Origin of the sequence: Mycobacterium sp. UM_CSW (assembly GCF_000455205.1) — a bacterium.
Classification (GTDB): domain Bacteria; phylum Actinomycetota; class Actinomycetes; order Mycobacteriales; family Mycobacteriaceae; genus Mycobacterium.
The window spans coordinates 15320-32413 of the sequence record NZ_AUWQ01000012.1 but is presented as its reverse complement, the minus strand read 5'-3'; the positions used below and the strand labels follow the sequence as shown (position 1 = coordinate 32413).

General features: G+C 67.4%; 17 protein-coding genes. 6 read left to right on the top strand and 11 right to left on the bottom strand.

Annotated elements, in window-relative coordinates; genetic code table 11:
- The first annotated feature begins 3 nt into the window (after positions 1-3).
- Both N415_RS04980 and N415_RS04975 read left to right on the top strand, forming a co-directional pair.
- On the top strand, positions 4-432 hold the full coding sequence (locus N415_RS04980; protein WP_068177812.1) for a hypothetical protein: 429 nt from the start codon (positions 4-6) through the stop codon (positions 430-432).
- Positions 433-437: 5 nt separating this feature from the next.
- Complete coding sequence (locus N415_RS04975) at positions 438-1397, top strand: alpha/beta hydrolase (protein ID WP_068177810.1); 960 nt, start codon at positions 438-440, stop codon at positions 1395-1397.
- A 9-nt stretch (positions 1398-1406) separates the two neighbouring features.
- On the opposite strand, the gene N415_RS04970 is transcribed toward N415_RS04975, so the two are convergent.
- Together N415_RS04970 and N415_RS04965 are read right to left on the bottom strand one after the other, a co-directional pair.
- Positions 1407-1922 carry a hypothetical protein gene (locus tag N415_RS04970; protein ID WP_239645456.1) on the bottom strand — a complete coding sequence of 172 codons (516 nt, stop codon included), beginning with the start codon at positions 1920-1922 and terminating at the stop codon, positions 1407-1409.
- 182 nt (positions 1923-2104) lie between these two features.
- On the bottom strand, positions 2105-2893 hold the full coding sequence (locus tag N415_RS04965; protein ID WP_068177808.1) for a hypothetical protein: 789 nt from the start codon (positions 2891-2893) through the stop codon (positions 2105-2107).
- Positions 2894-3047: 154 nt separating this feature from the next.
- On the opposite strand from N415_RS04965, the gene N415_RS04960 reads away from it, so the two are divergent.
- Both N415_RS04960 and N415_RS04955 read left to right on the top strand, forming a co-directional pair.
- Positions 3048-4199: an acyl-CoA dehydrogenase family protein gene (locus tag N415_RS04960; protein WP_068177807.1), complete on the top strand. Its 1152-nt coding sequence runs from the start codon at positions 3048-3050 to the stop codon at positions 4197-4199.
- On the top strand, positions 4196-5431 hold the full coding sequence (locus N415_RS04955) for an acyl-CoA dehydrogenase family protein (RefSeq protein ID WP_068177805.1): 1236 nt from the start codon (positions 4196-4198) through the stop codon (positions 5429-5431). Before N415_RS04960 ends, N415_RS04955 begins: the two co-directional genes overlap by 4 nt.
- A 30-nt stretch (positions 5432-5461) precedes the next feature.
- Here the strand turns inward: N415_RS04955 and N415_RS04950 are convergent, their stop codons facing one another.
- A complete protein-coding gene (locus N415_RS04950; protein WP_068177803.1) occupies positions 5462-7417 on the bottom strand; it encodes a SpoIIE family protein phosphatase in 1956 nt (651 codons plus the stop codon).
- A 217-nt stretch (positions 7418-7634) separates the two neighbouring features.
- Here N415_RS04950 and N415_RS04945 point away from each other — a divergent pair, with 217 nt between their 5' ends.
- On the top strand, positions 7635-8129 hold the full coding sequence (locus N415_RS04945; RefSeq protein WP_068177800.1) for a YetF domain-containing protein: 495 nt from the start codon (positions 7635-7637) through the stop codon (positions 8127-8129).
- Here N415_RS04945 and N415_RS04940 read toward each other — a convergent pair.
- From N415_RS04940 to N415_RS04930, 3 genes are all read right to left on the bottom strand, one after another.
- Positions 8121-9326, bottom strand: a complete 1206-nt coding sequence (locus N415_RS04940; protein WP_068177798.1) for an amidohydrolase family protein — start codon at positions 9324-9326, stop codon at positions 8121-8123. The genes N415_RS04945 and N415_RS04940 overlap by 9 nt on opposite strands.
- An 81-nt stretch (positions 9327-9407) precedes the next feature.
- On the bottom strand, positions 9408-10433 hold the full coding sequence (locus tag N415_RS04935) for a hotdog fold thioesterase (RefSeq protein WP_068178116.1): 1026 nt from the start codon (positions 10431-10433) through the stop codon (positions 9408-9410).
- 41 nt (positions 10434-10474) lie between these two features.
- The gene (locus N415_RS04930) at positions 10475-10873 is read right to left on the bottom strand and encodes a DUF4189 domain-containing protein (protein ID WP_068177796.1); all 399 of its coding nucleotides are present in this window, start codon (positions 10871-10873) and stop codon (positions 10475-10477) included.
- A 148-nt stretch (positions 10874-11021) separates the two neighbouring features.
- On the opposite strand from N415_RS04930, the gene N415_RS04925 reads away from it, so the two are divergent.
- A complete protein-coding gene (locus tag N415_RS04925; protein WP_068177795.1) occupies positions 11022-11282 on the top strand; it encodes a hypothetical protein in 261 nt (86 codons plus the stop codon).
- Positions 11283-11287: 5 nt separating this feature from the next.
- On the opposite strand, the gene N415_RS04920 is transcribed toward N415_RS04925, so the two are convergent.
- Genes N415_RS04920 through N415_RS04900 form a run of 5 tightly spaced genes read right to left on the bottom strand, consistent with a single transcriptional unit; the run spans position 11288 to position 17031 of the window.
- Positions 11288-12787: a class I adenylate-forming enzyme family protein gene (locus N415_RS04920; RefSeq protein ID WP_068177793.1), complete on the bottom strand. Its 1500-nt coding sequence runs from the start codon at positions 12785-12787 to the stop codon at positions 11288-11290.
- Positions 12784-13719, bottom strand: coding sequence for an acyl-CoA dehydrogenase family protein (locus N415_RS04915; protein ID WP_068177791.1), 936 nt, complete (start codon positions 13717-13719; stop codon positions 12784-12786). Before N415_RS04915 ends, N415_RS04920 begins: the two co-directional genes overlap by 4 nt.
- Entirely contained in the window at positions 13716-14873 is a 1158-nt protein-coding gene (locus N415_RS04910) for an acyl-CoA dehydrogenase family protein (protein ID WP_193376405.1), read from the bottom strand. Before N415_RS04910 ends, N415_RS04915 begins: the two co-directional genes overlap by 4 nt.
- On the bottom strand, positions 14870-15976 hold the full coding sequence (locus N415_RS04905) for an acyl-CoA dehydrogenase family protein (protein ID WP_068177788.1): 1107 nt from the start codon (positions 15974-15976) through the stop codon (positions 14870-14872). The genes N415_RS04910 and N415_RS04905 overlap by 4 nt, the downstream gene beginning before the upstream one ends.
- On the bottom strand, positions 15973-17031 hold the full coding sequence (locus N415_RS04900; RefSeq protein ID WP_068177786.1) for an acyl-CoA dehydrogenase family protein: 1059 nt from the start codon (positions 17029-17031) through the stop codon (positions 15973-15975). Before N415_RS04900 ends, N415_RS04905 begins: the two co-directional genes overlap by 4 nt.
- Positions 17032-17094: the final 63 nt, after the last annotated feature.

Here is a 17094-nt window from a genome sequence, read left to right as displayed (position 1 = left end):
GAGGTGGCCGATCTGGCCGCCAGGCTGGCCTCTTTGGTCAGCGAATACGACGAGAAGTGGTCGGCGCTGGACTTCGCCGGCGTCGCCAACCTGTGGGAGCGCCGGGACCCGCGGCCGATCTACATCGGTGACGAATACGCGGTGCCGCTGGTCGGCGCCGACGAGCTCGATCGGCACTGGGCCAGGATCGGCAGTCGGCTGAAGCGCGCCTCGGTGTCGTCACGGTTGTGGACCGCCGAGGGGTTGGCCGGGGGAGTGGCGCGTTGCGTTTTGCTGAGCCAATGGAGTTGCACCGGGCAAGAATCCGATGTTGCGCACACCGGTAACAGCTGGATCACGTGGTTGCTGACTTTTCGCGGTGATAGGTACCGCATCTTCCACCACATGGAATCGCAGGTCTACCTTGAAGATGGTTTCCCGGACGGAAGTTGAGGGGTATGACGCAGACCAACCTGACGCGGCCGCAAGGCCTAAGCCGGATCGACCCGGTGCTGCGTGATGCGGCGATCGAGCTGAGTGTCGTCGAGTTCCGCACCGAGACACTGCCCGCGGAGCGCAAAGAGGCCGACGCCCAGGCCGCCGAGCGGGCCGCGGCCGTCGAAACCGAAGGTGTCGCCGTGGAATCGCGATCGATCGCCGGTCCGGACGGCCAATCGCTGGGCATTCGCCTGTATCGCGGCGGCGCGGGAACCCTGGCGCCCCTGGTGATATACGCCCACGGCGGCGGCTTCGTGACGGGAAACCTGGACACCGATCACGCGCATTGCGTGGAGCTGGCCCGTGCCGCCGGCTGCCTTCTGGTCTCGGTCGACTACCGGCTCGCACCCGAAAACCCGTGTCCGGCCGCGTTGGACGACGTGGATACGGCATTGCGCTACGCCGTGGACAACTGCGCCGAGCTGGACGTCGACCCCAGCCGCATCGCGGTGATGGGACGCGACGCCGGTGCGGCGCTGGTCGCGAGCCTGGCCCAGCGCGTGTTCGACGAGGAGGGCCCGCCGGTGCTGGTGCAGATCCTGCACCAGCCGATGCTCGATTCCGATGCCACCCCGTCGCGCCGGGAGTTCCAGCGCACGCCGGGCCTCAACGGTCCTGCCGTGAGCCGGGCCTGGGGCCACTACCTCGGCCACACCACGGCGAGCGGTCAATACGTCCCCGCGCATCGGGCCAACCTCGAGGGGCTGCCACCCACGTTTATCAGTTGCTCCGAGATCGACCCGTGCCGTGACGAAGCCATCGCCTACGCCAACCGGCTACTGCACGCCTACGTCCACACCGAATTGCACGTCATCGCAGCGACATTCAACGGCTTCGATTCTTTGGTTCCCGATTGGGTTGTCGCGCAAGAGAACCGGGCGCTGCACGCCCAGACGCTGCGCCGCGTGTTCGCCATGTAGCGGCTGCGGCTAGACCGGTGTGAACTTGGTGATCAGCCACTTGCCGTTGATCCGGGACATGCGCACCAGGATGCTGCTGACCGCCACCGACGGCTGGGCGCTGTCCTTGGTCGTCGTGACCTGATCGACGAAGACCAGAACCCCCGCCGAATCGGGGCGCAGTTCCGACACGGCGGCGCCGGTCACCTTGGCTTTGGTCTTCATCGACTTCTGCCTGGCCACCGGGGCCACCGTCTGCTGACTGAATTGGTCGAAGTACGACAGGAAATCCCCGGCGAGGTGTGTCCTGGCGGCCGCGAAGTCCTGGTCGAGCGAGTCGGAGGAATACGACAGTACCGCGGTCGTTCCATCGGTCGCGGCGTTGACCACGGTGCGCCTGACGCCGGCGTCGGTCTGTTGGTCCGGCCGGTACTGCTCGAAGTACAGCCACGTCGCCACGCCGCCCGAGATCAGCAGCTGCGCAACCAAAACCGCCGCAATGACCTTGCGGGCCCTGGGCGAGAGGGCGCGGCGGCGGCGCTCGATCGGCGCGGCTTCGTCGGGCTCTTCGTCGTCGGTGGACTCTTCGTCGTCGGCCACGTCGTCGGTGGGCTCGTCGTCGGTGGGCTCCTCGCCGATTGGCTCCTCGGCGACGGAGGTGTCGTCGTCTTCGGCCGGCCCCTCGGTGGGTTCCGGTGCGGCCGAGTCGATGTCGCGCACGTCTTCGGTCACGGCACGTACTCAACTTTCGACATCTTGTATTTCCCGCCGACATCGGCGACCGTCACCCTGAGGCGCCAAATTCGCGGTGGCTCGTCCTTGCCCGGCGGGGAATTGGTGACTTGCGATGTCGCCGACACCAATACCACCGCCGAGTTGTCGTTCATGGACTCGAGGGCGGCGGCGTGCACGGTTCCTTCCGTGACCGCCTTCGACTGGATGACCACCGATATGAAGTCGTTGGCCCGCTGCTGGAAATCGGTTTGGAATTCGCCGGTGGAGCCGTCGATCACGCGCTGGACATCAGCCTTGGCCTTGTTGAAGTCCAACGAAATCATGTTGAGGACACCCTGCTTGGCCCCGGCGACGAACGCGGCTTCGCGCTGTTGGTGCCTGGTGGTGTCGCGATGTTGAAGCACCATGTATGCGCTGGAGCCGACGAAGGCGATGATGCCGATGACGGCCGCAATCGCGGCGAGCAGCGGCATTCGCCGCCGCCATGCAGCTTGCTCGGTTACCGACTCGTCGTAGTCGTCCTCGTCGTATTCTTCGTCGTCCTCGTAGTGGTCCTCGTCCTCGTCCTCGTCCGCGGCGTAATCCTCGTCCGCCTCGTCGTACTCGTCGGGATCCGGCAACCCGAGGGCCTCGCGTCGCAGCCGAGCGGCGCGGGCGCGGGCTAGGGCCGCGGCGGCTCGCGCTTCGGCCGCGGCGGCCTCTGCCTCGGCCTCCTCGAGCAACGCCCTGGCGTCGGCCTCCGATGCGGTCGAATGATCGGGCGTTTCGTTCGCCTCAGCCACCGCGATTACCGCTCGTGATGATCATTATCGATTGGACTCCGGTATCTCTTACCGTACTGCTCATTGCTAACATCAGAATCCACAGCGAACTCCGACGAGAACCGACCAGGCGGATGATCAACCACCCACGTTTCCTCTCGAATCTGCCGGCATCATGACCGCTGTCGACTCTCCCGAAAAGATACTCTTCGCATCCACAACCCAGGCCTTTCTGCAAAAAGAAGCGCCGCTGAGTCGCGTCCGCGAACTGCACGCCGCAGGACTGTCCTTCGACCCGGCGTGGTGGCGGCGCGCCGCCGAACTCGGCTGGACGGCCCTCCTCGTGCCGGAGGAGTTGGGCGGTGGCAGCGTCTCGGACAGCGGCGTCGTGGACCTGGCCATGGTCGCCGAGCAGCTGGGCAAGACGGTGGCGCCCGGGCCGCTGTATCCGGTCAGCGTCGTGCTCGCGGCGCTCGCCGAGTGCCCCGATCCGCAGGCGCGCGCCGAGACCATCGAGTCGCTGATGTCCGGTGAAACCGTGGCGTCGTGGGCGGTTTGCGAGCCGGGCAGGGGCTGGGCTCCCCTGGATCCTTCGGTGGCGGCCACCCGGACGGAATCCGGTTTCCGCATTGACGGTGTGAAGGACCGTGTCGAGGCCGGGGCGCAAAGTGGGGTGCTGTTGGTCGTGGCGCGATGCGATGACGGTGTTCGTCAGTTCCTGGTGCCAGCGGACGCGCCCGGTGTCCGGATCACGCCGCAGCAGTCGGTCGACTTGGTCAAGCAATACGCAAAAGTCGATTTCGACGGCGTGGTCGTAGAACGGTCCGCCGCAGTCGGCGGCCCCGCCGAGGCCGCCGCGCTGATCGGGCGGCAGAGCCAGCTCGCCCAGGTGCTGCAGTGCGCCGAGGTGGTCGGCATTCTGCAAACGGTGTTCGACTTCACCGTCCAATGGGCGCTGGACAGGCATACATTCGGCCGGCCGCTGGCCTCCTACCAGGTCCTCAAGCACGGCTTCGCCGACATGAAGTTGTGGCTGGAAGCGTGTCGTGCCACCACGTCGGCGGCGGTTGCCGACGTCGCCGCGTGTTCGCCCAAGGCGGGCTTGTCGGCGAGTATCGCCAAGTCATACGTCGGCGAGATGGCGGGCCGGATCGTACAGGCCTGCGTTCAGATGCACGGCGGCATCGGCGTCACCTGGGAACACGACCTGCACCTCTACCTGAGGCGGGTCACGTTGTACCGCTCCATGTTCGGCACGCCCGAGGAACATAACCTGAGGGTGTACGACGCGGAGCGGGCGGCCCGATCGGTGACGAACTCCCGATGACCACCACCGAAACCGTCGCCGAATTCGCGGCCCGGGCCCGAGTGTGGTTGGCGGACAACCTGCCCGCCATCGACCCCGAGAACCCGCCGCCCGCACCGCGTGACGACGAGCGATCCTGGAACAGGGCCCGCGAACTGCAAAAGCGGCTCTACGAGGGGGGATTCGCCGGTATCTGCTTTCCGCGCGAGTACGGTGGCCTGGGCCTGGACTACGAGTACCAGAAGGCATTCGACGCCGAATCACTCGGCTACGAGATGCCGCTGATCCTTAACACCCCGACGTTCACCATCTGCTGCGCCACCCTGCTCGACACCGGAACCGAGGACCAGAAGAAGCGGCACATCGCGGCCGCCCTGCGCGGCGACGAAGTCCTGGTGCAACTGCTGTCCGAACCCAGCGGCGGTTCGGACCTGGCCGGTGTCATCACCCGAGCCGAACGCCAAGGCGACCGTTGGATCATTAACGGCGCAAAGACTTGGAGCACAAGCGCTTTCGCCGCCGACTACGGATTGTGTCTGGCGCGCACCGACTGGGACGCGCCCAAGCACGAAGGCCTGACCATGTTTCTGGTGCCCATCGGGCATCCGGGAATCACGTTGCGGCGCATCACCATGCTGAGCGGGTCCACCGAGTTTTGCGAGGAGTTCCTGGACGGTGTGGACGTCGGCGATGACGCCGTCGTCGGCGAGGTCAACGGCGGCTGGGCGGTCGCCTCGCGCCAGCTGTACCACGAACGCCGCGCGGTGGGGCAGGGTTCGGAGTTCGCCAGTGGCGCCGGCCACGAAGGCGGACACACAACGCCGGTCGACTACGTGGCGCTCGCCGAGAAGATGGGCCAGGCCGACAACGAACGCATCCAGGAGATCGCCGGCCGGGTGCTCGTGCAGCGCGCGGTCGGCGAGCAGCTGATCGATCACGTCTACCGCAATGTCCGGGATGGCGTGCTGCCCCCCACCGCGGGCACCCTGATCAGGCTCTTTCACTCCGAGACGGTGACCATGGACTTGGACGCCGCGATGGCGATCACCGGAAGCGCCGGTGTGGTGGGCGAAGTCGGCGAAGGCCTCGAGGCCGGGCTGCGGTACCTGTCCCGGCAGAACGTCGCCATCGGCGGCGGCACCACCGAGATGGCCCGCAACGTGATCGGCGAACGGGTGCTGGGCTTCCCCCGGGAATACGCCGCCGACCGTGGGGTGCCCTTCAATCAGGTTCGGCACGGTCAGGGCCGCTGACCTGCCGGCGCTGTCCGTCGGCGAGAGCGCTTAGCGATCGCTGTTGTCCACGGGCATTTGGACCAGCGACAAGACATGATGTGCCGGGGTCCCGGGGGCCGCGACCAGCGTGAGGGCACCGCCCTGGGTGCGCGCCCGGTCGCGGGCGGCCGCCAGGGCGCTCACGCCCGCGGACCCGAGATGGGTTACCCCGCTGAGGTCGACCGTCAACGACGCTACGCCGGAACGGCTTTCGACCGCGATCTGTCGGTCCAGGGTAGCTGCGGTAGCCGCGTCGACATCCCCGCTGACCACGATGCGGCCGGCCTCGCCGACCAAGGAGACGAATTCGGAGTTGACGGATCGTGGGCGGGTTGAGCGGCTGACGGTCGTATCGGTGATGAAGTTCGCCGGCCGCGACAGGCGGTGCGTCAGGCTGGCCGTCGTCCCGCCGTCATCATGGGTGACCTGAGCCTTGTCCACCAACGCTTCGGCCATGGCCAGTCCGCGCCCGCGGCCTCCCTCGCCCTCGCGGTAGTCCTTCCACCGCCCCTGGTCGACCACCGAGGCGTGCAGGTTGCCATCGCCGGCCAGCGCGGCCTCGACCACGATCCATTTCGAAAGCCGGTCGGAAACCGTTGTCGCGTACCCGTGCTCGATCGCGTTCTCGACAAACTCCGAAACCGCGTGGACGACGTCACAGATGTCGTCGAGGTCGGCGCCGATTTCCGACAGCCACTCACGAAGCTCGGCGCGGACCGCGCGTGCGGCATGAATGGTCGCGTCCAGCGTGATCCGCAGCGGTTCGGGCGGTGTGCGCCGTTGCGCCGCAAGCAATGTGACGTCGTCCTTGTAGCCCGTCGACCGCAGCAGCAATTCCAGTGTCTCCGAACAAATCCGGTCGATTGGCCGGCCCGGTGCACCGATGACGAAGCCGCGGCTGCCGGCGGCGATGTTGGCGGCCAGCTCGGCGAACTCCGCGGTGCTCGCGCCCAGCGGTCGGCCGGGACGTTCGATCAGACCGTCGGAATACAGCAGGACCGAGCCGCCCATCTCGAGCACTTCGGTGCGTACCGGGAATCCGGTGCCGCTGCCTAGGGGACCCGCACCCGTCGGCTCCGCATAGCGCGAGCCCGCGCCGGCGCTGACAAGCAGCGGTGGTGGGTGTCCCGCTGTGCAGTATTGGAATTCGCCCGTCGCCAAGTCCAGCGAACCGACGCACAAGGTCGCCGACTTCGACCCGGGGACCTGTTCATGAAAGCGGTCGACTGCTTCGAGCGCTTCGACGATGTTGTGACCCAAGGCAATCTGCATCCTCAGCGCGGTGCGCAGTTGCGACATCACCGCCGCAGCCTCGACGCCGTGCCCGACGACGTCGCCAACGACCAGCACCAGCCGATCACCCAGGGCCATCGCGTCAAACCAGTCGCCACCGGCCGCGGTGTCCTCCGCGGCGACGAGGTACTCCGCAGCGACATCGGCGCCGGGAACGATAGGCACCGACGGGGCCAGCAACGCCTGCTGCATGATGGTTGCCGAATCGCGGACGTGCCGGTAGCGCTCGGACAGCTCCTCCATCCGCTCCTCGGCGGCCTCCCGCGCCCGCACCCGGACGGTGACATCGTCGAAGATGATTTGCACACCCTCGATCGATCCGTCGTCCCCACGACGAGGCGTGACGATGAAGTCGAAATACCGTTCCTCGATTCCCGAGCCGTCATAGTCGGCCTGCAGCCGCCATTCCGTTCCGGTTTGCGGTTCGCCCGTCGCGTAGACCCGGTCGAACATCTGGTAGATCTGCTGGCTCTCCAGCTCGGGGAAGACCTCGCGCGCAAGCTTTCCCACCGGGTTGCCGGTCGGGTTGAATGCCCGGTAGGCCGAGTTGACCGCGATAAACCGGTGGTCGGGCCCTTTCAGGCCGACCAGCATGGCGGGAACGTTCTCGAAGACACGCCGAACGTCGTCGGGCACACCAACGGTGTTGTCCCAATCCGTTTCGGCGACCATCTGGCCGTCCCTTCCCGCGGAACCTCGCTATGCAGTCACGCAACCGGGTCGAATGCATGGCGTTTGCACACGTAGATATTCAGATTAGCAACGCCTGTTAGGTGCCCATTGCATCAGTTTGCTAACAGCTATCCCGGCACGTCCCGTGGTTACGCCGGATGTCGAGGGGTACCTCAGGTCACATGAGCGGTCCCCGCCTAACCCGAATCGCGTCGACGTGAGGGATCTGCTGCTGCAGTTCGTCGACGGCTGGCGCCCGGCGGCCTTTGCCGCGCTCAAGGCGCTCGCGTTATTCATCACCGCCGCAACGGCTTTCCGGCTCATGTTGCGGCGCACCATCGCCGAGTTCACGCCGTTCGACTGGGTGACCGCCGTCGCGGTGGGCGCCATTGTCGGGCGAACCGCGACGGCCGCCGACACTTCGTGGTTAACCGGGGCGGCCGCCCTCATCGTTTTGATCGCCGCCCACGACCTGGTCGCGCGGCTGCGGTTCGTCCCGTGGGTGCGCCGTCTGGTAGACCCGCCGGTGCGGGTGCTGATCCGCGACGGCGAACTCGATGAGGCGAACCTGAAACGCTGCCGGCTCACGCACTCGGACCTGGACGCGATCCTGCGCCAGCACGGCCACCAAACACCCGCGGGCGTTCGCCTCGCGGTGTTCGAGACCAGGGGCGTCGTCTCCATCATCGACGACGCCGACCGCTCAGGCTGAGACCGGCTTTTTCGCAGGCGAGGAGACCTTCATCAGCTTCATCAGGTTGCCGCCCATGATCTTGGCGACGTCTTCCTGGTCGAAGTCGGTCAGCTCGTCGACGAAGGAGATGGGGTCCTTCAGGCCCTCGGGGTGCGGCCAGTCCGATCCGAACAGCACCCGGTCGGTTCCCACCATCTTGACGATCTCGGTGAAGCGGTCCTCCCAGAACGGGGTGATATACACGCAGCGCTTAAACGCCTCGATCGGGTTCTCGCTGAACGACTGCGGCATCTTCTTGTAGACGCCCTTGAGGCCCTTGAAGAGGTCCGGCACCCAATCCGCGCCGTTTTCGATGGAAAGGATCCGCAACTCGGGGTTGCGCGACAGCGCGCCATGGCACACCAGCGCACCCATCGCGTCGATGATCGGCCGGTGGCCCATCACCAGGCTGCGGAAGGGGGTCGGCTTGAACGGCAGGAATTCGTCGCCCGGCTCCCACACGTTGGCGAACTCGGAGTAACCGCTGTCCGAGGCGTGCATCGACACGGGGATCCCGGCTTTGACGCAGGCCTGCCAGAACGGGTCGAACTCCTCGAGGCCGAACGACCGGCTGCCCTTGTAGCCGGGCACCGGTGCGGGGCGCACCAGCACGGTGCGGGCGCCGCGTTCGAGGACCCACTCGAGTTCTTCTAGCGCGCGCTCGACGATCGGCAGGGTGATCACCGGGGTGGCGAAGATGCGGTCTTCGTAGTTGAAGGACCACTGTTCGTACATCCACTGGTTGAGCGCGTGGATGACGTCGTGGGTCATCTCCGGGTCGTCCTTCATGCGCTCCTCGACCAGGCTGGCCAGGGTCGGGAACATCAGGGCATAGTCGATGCCGAGCTCGTCCATGACCTCCAGCCGCGCGCCCGGCTCCCGGAACGCGGGGATGGCCTTCATCGGCTCGCCGAGAATTTCGCGATAGCTCTTGCCCTGCGCGCCGTTGCGGAAGTAGTCCTCCTGGGCACCGGGCTTGGCGACCTTCTCAAACGTGGGGTTGGGGATGTATTCGCTGATGTGGCCGCGCACCACGATCTTCGTGCGGCCACGCACCTGCACGTAGTCGATGACGTTTTTGCGGTTGTCCGGGAGGAACTTGGTCAGCGCCTCCTGCGGCTCGTACATGTGGTTGTCGGCGTCGAACACGGGGAAGGAAAGTTCGCGAGACGGCATGGCGATCTCCTTGCGGAAGTCTGTGGTTCTCAGTATCTGGTAATGACGTTACCACTTCTGCGCGACAAGGAGTACCGGGAGCTAAATGTCGGCCTGCAGGCCGGTCGGCGTCGCCCCGTTGATGATTGCGAAATTCACGGTCGCGGTCGCGGCGAGCTCGTCGCCGTCGCCGTAGATGTCGACCTGCATGACCATCGCGCGCCGACCGGACCGCAGCATCCTGGGGACCGCGCGCGCGGCGCCCTGCCGAATGGGGCGCAGGTAGCGGATGAAGAGGTCGGCGGTGGTCATGGTGGTGCCCTGCTGCAGATAGTCCAGCCCGAACTGCCCGCCCGCCACGTCCACCAGCGTGGCGATCAAGCCGCCCTGAAGGGCGCCGGACGTGTTGACGACATTGGGGCTGACCGGCATCGTCATCGCGAACTCGCCGTTGTGGATGCCCGGCCGCATTCCGATTTGCGCGAACAGCTCACCCAGGGTGGGCGTGGCCGATTCCTCGTCGGTCTCCCGGATGCCCAGCGCGCGGCTGCAGTAGTCGTAGAGCTGCCCGGCGTCGATCGGTTTGCCGATCAATTCGGTGCCCAGCCAGTGCAACCGTTGGGCGCCCATGATGGTCTGCATGACGATCGCGGCCGCGGCCCCGATATCGAGTCCCGGGTTGAAGACCCCTTCCGTGATTCCCTGCCCGACGATGTCGCGGATCAACTGATGCAACGGGGACAGCACCCGGGTGTACTCGCGGGGGCGGGTTTCGGCCAGATGCTGGTTGTACAGGCTCAACGCCCGGTTGAGGCTGTCCTGGGTGCTCGACTCGGGTTGTTGGCTGACGCGGTCGATCACCAGCTTCAGCGCGGCGGTGCTGTCCAGTCCGTTGGTCTCGGCGCGCCAGGCCTGCACCGATTGCGCGATGGTCCGGTCGAACAGCGCCAGGAGCAGTTCGTCCTTGCTGCTGAAGTGCTGGTAGAAGGCGCGAAGCGAGGTCTTGGAGCGCGCGACGACCTCCTGCACGGTGAAGTCGGTGCGCCCCGTTTCGCCCAGGATCGCGACGGCCGTCTTGATAAAGCGGTCACCGCGCGTCACTTCGGCTTCCTCGGTCGGTTCAGCCATGAGAATGAGGTTACCGCGCATTGCGGGATATGCAGGAAAGGTCAGCCGTTGCAGTCGCGCAGGTCGACCGTCGACCCCGGTCCGGCCCCGTCCAGCGCTGCCGCATCGGCCGCGTCCTGGGTGAGCGCCTCTCGCCCCGCCAACACCTTCCCGTCGCTGCTCTCCGCGATCGAGAAGCAACCCAATCCCGACGCGAGGACCTCGCAGTCGTTCGTCTTTCCCTTGACGTCACACCACAACACGGCGGCGTCCTCCGCCTCATGCCGAGTCCGGTAGTTGAGCCGGATGGATTCCTCTCCGGTCGAGAGCGACCCCGCGGCCGCGCCCCAGCATCCGGGTCGGCAGTAAAAGTCGATGTCGGCTTTGACCGCCGGCGCCGCCGCCAGCGACCCGGCGGCGACCAGTACGGCGATCACCGCGGGCAGGGCACGGTTCCTCATAGCCACGACCCCATCTCGCCCCCGATGAACGACGTTCACAATGTCGCAGGCGCAGCTCTGAGCGGGTTGTGAGCCGGCTCTGAGCCCCGTGAGAGCGGCGGTTGGCTTACTGGGCAGGTCGCGGCGGTGCGACTAGCATCAAACGGTTATGAGGGCGGTCTTCGTCGCGGTGTGCTCCGTGATCGTCTCGGTGTTTGTCAGCGTTCCGGCGGTGGCGCACGCGGACCCGTGCGTCAACGGCACCGTCCGGCCCGGTGGTTGGGGTGGGGACTCGTTCCTGTGTCAGGACCGCGGGTGGTTGCATGTCGTGCCGAACGGTGTCGCCGGTAATCGCCCCGATCAGCCGCCGCCGCCGGGGTGTGCGCGGTTTCCGGACAAGTACATGTGCCCCGTCGACAGCCCCGGTTAGCAGCCCTAGCCGCCGCGGGACTCGATCATCGCCGAGCGATTGACTTTCGTGGCCGCGGTGCGGGGGATCGCATCGACGAACTCGACGGTCTTAGGCGCCTTGTAGTGGGCGAGCCGGTTTTTCGCGTACTCGATCACCTCTTCCTCGGTGAGGCGCACCCCGTCGGCCGGCTGAACCACCGCATGCACGCGGCGCCCCCACTGCGGGTCGGAAAGCCCGATGACGACGACGTCGGCGATGCCCGGGTGGCCCGCGAGGGCCGACTCCACCTCCGCCGGAAAGACATTGGCGCCGCCCGTGATGATCATGTCCACCCGGCGATCGACGATGTAGAGGTAGCCGTCCTCGTCGAGATAGCCGATGTCGCCGGCGGAGCGGAAGCCGTCGTCGGTCGACGGCAGGGGCGCCGCCCCGCCCAGGTATCGCGAGCCCGCGGCCATCGGTGACCGCAGATAGATCTCGCCGTGTTCACCGGGGCCCAGCGGTATCCTTCCGGCGTCGAGTATCCGGATCTCGGTGTCCCGAAAGCCGCGGCCGACACTGCCCGGATGGGCGAGCCACTCGTCGCCACGCAACGCGGTGAGTCCCAGGTTTTCGGTCATGCCGTACGCCGACACGATCTGCTCCGGGCTCAACAGCTCGAACCAGGTGTGCATAAGCGACGGCGGCATCACCGCGGCGCCCTGCAAAACGAAGACGACGCTGGACAGGTCGCGCTGCCGGACGTCCGGCCGCGCCGCGATGCGCGCCAGCATCGTGGGTGTGGCTGTGAAGTTGGTGATCCGGAAGCGTTCGATCACATCCAAAACGAGTGCCGCGTCGAACTTTTCGAGCACCACGAGGTGGTCACCGGCCAACAGGAAAAAGAACGTGGCGAAGCCGTTGGTGTGATACATCGGGGCGGGAACCATGATCGTCTGCGGCTGGGCGACGGGCATCCAGTTGGATAGGAACGGCTCACCGTGCTGCGGCGTCCACAGCGAGGGCGCCAGGCTGAGGATCACCTTCGGCACACCGGTCGAGCCGCTGCTGCAGATGCCGTTGGCGTGAGGGGAAACGACCGAGGGCAGCGGGGTTTCGGACTCGGCGGCCGCCCGGGCGTCCAGCTCCCACCGGGTTTTTTCGTCGACGACCACCGCGGGGTCGATGACCTCGCGCACCCGGTCCCGCTCCCACTCCGGCAGGTCCCAGTGCATGGGCACGGGAACCGCGCCGATCTTCCAGCACCCGAGCGCGGCGAGCATCAGGTGCTGTGAATTCGGGATCGCCAGTGCCACAAGGGACCCGACCCCCGCGCCGTCGGCCGCCAGCGCGCGACCCCACTGGTTGGCGCGGGCGTCGAGTTCACCGAAGGTCAACGTGCTCGCGGTGCCGTCGAGCGCGACGACCGTCACCGCCTTGTCGTCGGGGCTTTCCTCGGCGAGCTGCTGGAGCTTGGCGCCGAACGGGATCCCTTCCTCCAGCGGATTGGGGCCCGCCTCGGACGCGATCCGTTCGGTCGTCACGCCGGTACCCGCCCGCTGAACAGCGTCTCCAGGTGGCCGTCCCGGACGTCGGGTATCAGGCGCAGCGCGAGCGCCTCGGCGCTCAGCGGCAACCGGATCAGCGGTTGGGTGTGCCGGTCGAGCACGCTGACGTCGGACTCGTCGCAGAAGCCCAGGGCGCCGAGCAGTTGGTGCGAGGTCCGCAGCACCTGCCGTGCGGTGTCCGCGGCCTTGTACCGCAGGACCAGCGCGTCGGCCGAATGAACCTGTACCGGAAGGGATTCCGGCCGGCAGATGGTGTACTTCGCGAGTTCGTGCAGGCCGCGCACCCCGACGGCGGCGTCGGCGACCGCGAACCTGACGGCCTGGAAGTCGGCCAGCGGCTGGCCGAACTGGACCCGCGCGCGCACGTGCTCGGTGACGATGTGCAGCGATTGCTGCAGAGCTCCCAGAATCCGCCATGATCCCAGCACGAGATGAAGGTTAACGTCGCCGGCCGGGACGGTTCCGTCGGGTGCGCTTAGCGTGGCGGGCACCAGAAAAGGCCCCAGCTTGGCGTTCGTCCGTAGCCCCGGCTGCGGGTGGTACCGCGCGCCGTCCAGGTCGGCGGCGATCCAGTCGCCGGGCAGGTCGCCGTGGTCGATGCGGGGCGCTTCGGGATTGACCAGGGCCAGTCGGGCGCCGTCGATCGCCAGTAGTTCCTCCACGACGGGGTAGGGCAGCGCGTTCGCGCCGGCGGCCTGGCAGAGCACCGCGGCGGCAAGCAAGTCATCGGCCTCGGACCGCACGTCGAGTTCGAACGCGCCGACGTCGTTCAGGGCGCTGCGTGCCGCGTCGCGCACGCTGTCGTCGGCCTCGGCGCGCAGCGCCGCCGGCGGGCCGCCCAGCCGGGCGAGCCGCTTGGCCGCGACGGCGGCAAAGTCGCTGATATCTTGTGGCAGTTCGGTTTTCACCGATGGCCTCCCAGAACGTCGCGTGCCACCAGCATGCGCTGCACCTCGATCGTGCCCGATGCCACGGTGGCGGCCTGTGCGTAGCGCCAATGGTCTTCGATGGCCCCGTGCAGGGGCGCCGACGAGCCGCTGTCCAGCGCGGACGGGCCCAGCACGTCGAACAGCAGCTCGGCGACCAGCTGATCGCACGTGGTGGTGGCGATGCGGGCGGCGCTGGCCGCCGCACCCGCCGACGGGTCGTCTTGCAGCGAGATGGCCCGATACGCCAGCAGCCTGGCCACCCGCAGGTCGACCAGCGCCCGGGCCCAGCGGGCGCGAATCGATTCGGGCAGCGCGTCCCAGTCGTCGCCGAGTTGCTTTTGCAGGCGGTCGAGCAGGGATTCGCACCGCGCGTAGCGAGCGATGCCGACCCGCTCGAACGCGAGCGCCTCTCGCATCACCCGCCAGCCGTTGCCGACCTCGCCGAGGACGTCACCGGGGAACGCCTGCACGTCGTCGAGGAACATCTCGTTGAGGTGATGCGGTCCCAGCATCGATGGGATCGGCCGGACGGTGAACCCGGGCCGGTCCATGGGTATCAGGAACAGGGTGAGCCGCTTGGCTTTTGGCGCGTCGGGGTCGGTGCAGGCCGCTAGCACGCACCAGGATGCCATCTGGGCGTACGAGGTCCACACCTTCTGGCCGGTGATGCGCCACCCGTCCCCGTCGGGCACCGCGCGGGTGCGCAGCGAGACGAGGTCGGTTCCGGCCTCGGGCTCGGAAAAGCCTTGGCACCAGATCACATCGCCGGACGCGATGGCCGACAGGTGCTTGGCCTTTTGTTCGTCCGTGCCGTAACGCATCAGCGCCGGGCCGACCCAGTTGATGCCCATGTACTGCGGGCCGCGGGGCTCGTGCTGGGCCCACATCTCCTCGCGCAGCACGGTCTGCTGCCAGACCGAACCCCCGCCGCCGCCATGCTCTTTCGGCCACGCCAGCGCCAGCAGCCCCTCGGTTGCCAACAGCTTGCAGAACGTCTCGGTGGTGGCGAGATCTTGCGGGTTTTCGGTGCAGGCGCCGAGGAAGTCGGCGGGGATGTGGTTGGCGATCAACTCCCGCAGATGATTTCGGAGTTGTCCGGCGTCCTCGCCGAGGTCGTAATCCATCCGAGTCATCCCTTCGGCAGTCCGAGCAACCGCTCGGCGATGATGTTGCGCTGCACTTCCGACGTTCCGCCGTAGATGGTGGCGGCCAGCGCGTCCTGGCGTTCGAACAGCAGATCCGGATCGCTGACCCAATCCTGTCCCTTGGCGACGGCGGCCAGTTCCCAAACGCTTTGCAAAGTAACCGATCCGAGCAGCTTCATGATGTCGGCCTCGGGGCTTGGCCGGCCTGCCAGTTCGTTGCCCAGGGCCCGGTATCCGGTGGCGCGCAGCGCCTCGGCATCGGCCAGCAGCGAGCCGAGCTCGGCGCAGATGTCGTCGGTCGGACGCGCCCCGCGCACTGCATCGAGTCCGCGCTTGATCTCGACCCAGTTCATGATCCAGATCATCTGGCGCTCGTGGTGCAGCGACGACAACGCAACATTCCAGCCGCCGTTGAGCGGCCCGAGGAGGTTTTCCGCCGGAACCTCGACGTCGTCGAGGAAGACCTCGCAGAACGTCTCGTCGGAGATCGAGGCCATGCGGATCGGCTCGATCCGCACCCCGGGCGATTGCAGGTCGAGGATCAGACACGAGATGCCGCGATGCTTCGGCGCCTCGGGGTCGGTGCGCACGTACAGGGTGCACCAGCGCGACAGGTGTGCGTGGGTCGTCCAAATCTTGTGACCGTTGACCCGGAAGATGTCCCCGTCACGCTCGGCCCGCGTGCGCAGCCCGGCGAAATCGGACCCCGCTTCCGGCTCGGACATGCCCAGTGCCCACCACTCGTCGCCTCGCAGCAGGGGAACCAGGAGCCGCTCGATCTGGGCGCGCGTGCCGAACTGGCGGATACCTGGCGCGGCGACGCCGGGTCCCTGAACGTTGGGCAGCTTGGGCGCGGACCGCAGCGCGGCCTCGATCCGGACCTCCATCGCGTCGCGCAGGCCCAACGACCGGCCACCGTGCTCGCGAGGCCAGGTCGGTTGTATCCAGCCGGCCTCGAAGGCGGCACGCTGGTAGTCACGCCGCAGCGGCAGGTCCCAGCGGTATTCGCGGTACTTCTCGTAGTAGTCCTTCGGCAGGAATTCCGTGAGCCACGCGCTGAATTCGTCGACTATGGATTCCACGGCGGTCATCCGCTGCCTCCCGCGAACCGGCGGCCCACCTCGTGGTAGAGCGCGCGGCTATCGCCCAGCATCGCCGCGCCCTGCCAGGCGTGCCGGACGTAAAGGTGGATGTCGTGCTCCCAGGTCTGCCCGAGGGCGCCGTGTACCTGCACCGCGGTCCGCGCGCAATTGACCGCCGCTTCGCCGGCTGCCGCCTTGGCCAGCGCGGCGGCGGTCCAGGCGTCACCCGGGTCGGGATCGGCGAGCCGGACCGCGGCGGCGTAGGTCAGGCTGCGCGCCCGCTCCAGGCCGACGTGGTTGTCGGCCAGCGCGTGTTTGATGCCTTGGAACGCACCGATCGGCCTGCCGAACTGCCGCCGCGTCTTCGCGTGCTCGACCGCGCGGTGCAGGGCGGCGCCGGCCACGCCGACCAGATCGGCGGCCGCGGCCACCAGCGGCATGGTCAGCGCGGATTCGAGGTCCACCGGCGCGGCGGCCAACGGCTGGGTGTCGACCTCGACGTCGGCCACCGGTTGCGCGGGGTCGGTCGATTCGCCCGCCAGCACGGTCACCCCGTCACCGCAGCGCGCGACGACCGCCATGACCTCGTTGTCCGCGTGGGCCAGCGTGACGAGCAGCTCGGCGCGTGCCAGGTTGGGGACCGCGACCGCCCGCCCGCGCAGCCGTCCCCCGCGCAACGTCATCGGTGCGCCGGGCAGCCGAGACCCTTTCGAGTGGACCGCCAGGGTCGCGACGGCGCCGCCGGCGATGTCGGCGAGCACCGAGTCGAGGCCGCTGGCCCGCAACGCGCCCGCGGCCAGGCCGACGCTGCTGAGCAACGGGATCGGCGCGATCGCGGCGCCGCATTCCTCGAGGACGACGGCCAGTTCGACGGGCCCGTAGTCGATTGCCTCGGGGGCCGCGAGCTCCGTCCAGCCGAGGTCGACCACCGTCTTCCACGGGGCACGCCAGCGCTCGGGATCTACCATCGCCTGGCGGGCGGCATCCGGCGGACACTCGGTGCGCAGGATGCCGCGCACGGTGTCGCGCAGCGACAGCTGCTCCGAAGTCAGTCCGACATCCATAAGACCCCTAACATAATAAAAATAGTAAACTAGCGCCGCTGTTGCAATCGGCGCGAGCAGAGG

Coding starts and splice junctions, on each gene's coding strand:
- N415_RS04910 (WP_193376405.1), bottom strand. CDS start 14,873: ATGACTCGGATGGATTACGACCTCGGCGAGGACGCCGGACAACTCCGA.
- N415_RS04955 (WP_068177805.1), top strand. CDS start 4,196: ATGACCACCACCGAAACCGTCGCCGAATTCGCGGCCCGGGCCCGAGTG.
- N415_RS04940 (WP_068177798.1), bottom strand. CDS start 9,326: ATGCCGTCTCGCGAACTTTCCTTCCCCGTGTTCGACGCCGACAACCAC.
- N415_RS04950 (WP_068177803.1), bottom strand. CDS start 7,417: ATGGTCGCCGAAACGGATTGGGACAACACCGTTGGTGTGCCCGACGAC.
- N415_RS04905 (WP_068177788.1), bottom strand. CDS start 15,976: ATGACCGCCGTGGAATCCATAGTCGACGAATTCAGCGCGTGGCTCACG.
- N415_RS04900 (WP_068177786.1), bottom strand. CDS start 17,031: ATGGATGTCGGACTGACTTCGGAGCAGCTGTCGCTGCGCGACACCGTG.
- N415_RS04935 (WP_068178116.1), bottom strand. CDS start 10,433: ATGGCTGAACCGACCGAGGAAGCCGAAGTGACGCGCGGTGACCGCTTT.
- N415_RS04975 (WP_068177810.1), top strand. CDS start 438: ATGACGCAGACCAACCTGACGCGGCCGCAAGGCCTAAGCCGGATCGAC.
- N415_RS04925 (WP_068177795.1), top strand. CDS start 11,022: ATGAGGGCGGTCTTCGTCGCGGTGTGCTCCGTGATCGTCTCGGTGTTT.
- N415_RS04960 (WP_068177807.1), top strand. CDS start 3,048: ATGACCGCTGTCGACTCTCCCGAAAAGATACTCTTCGCATCCACAACC.
- N415_RS04930 (WP_068177796.1), bottom strand. CDS start 10,873: ATGAGGAACCGTGCCCTGCCCGCGGTGATCGCCGTACTGGTCGCCGCC.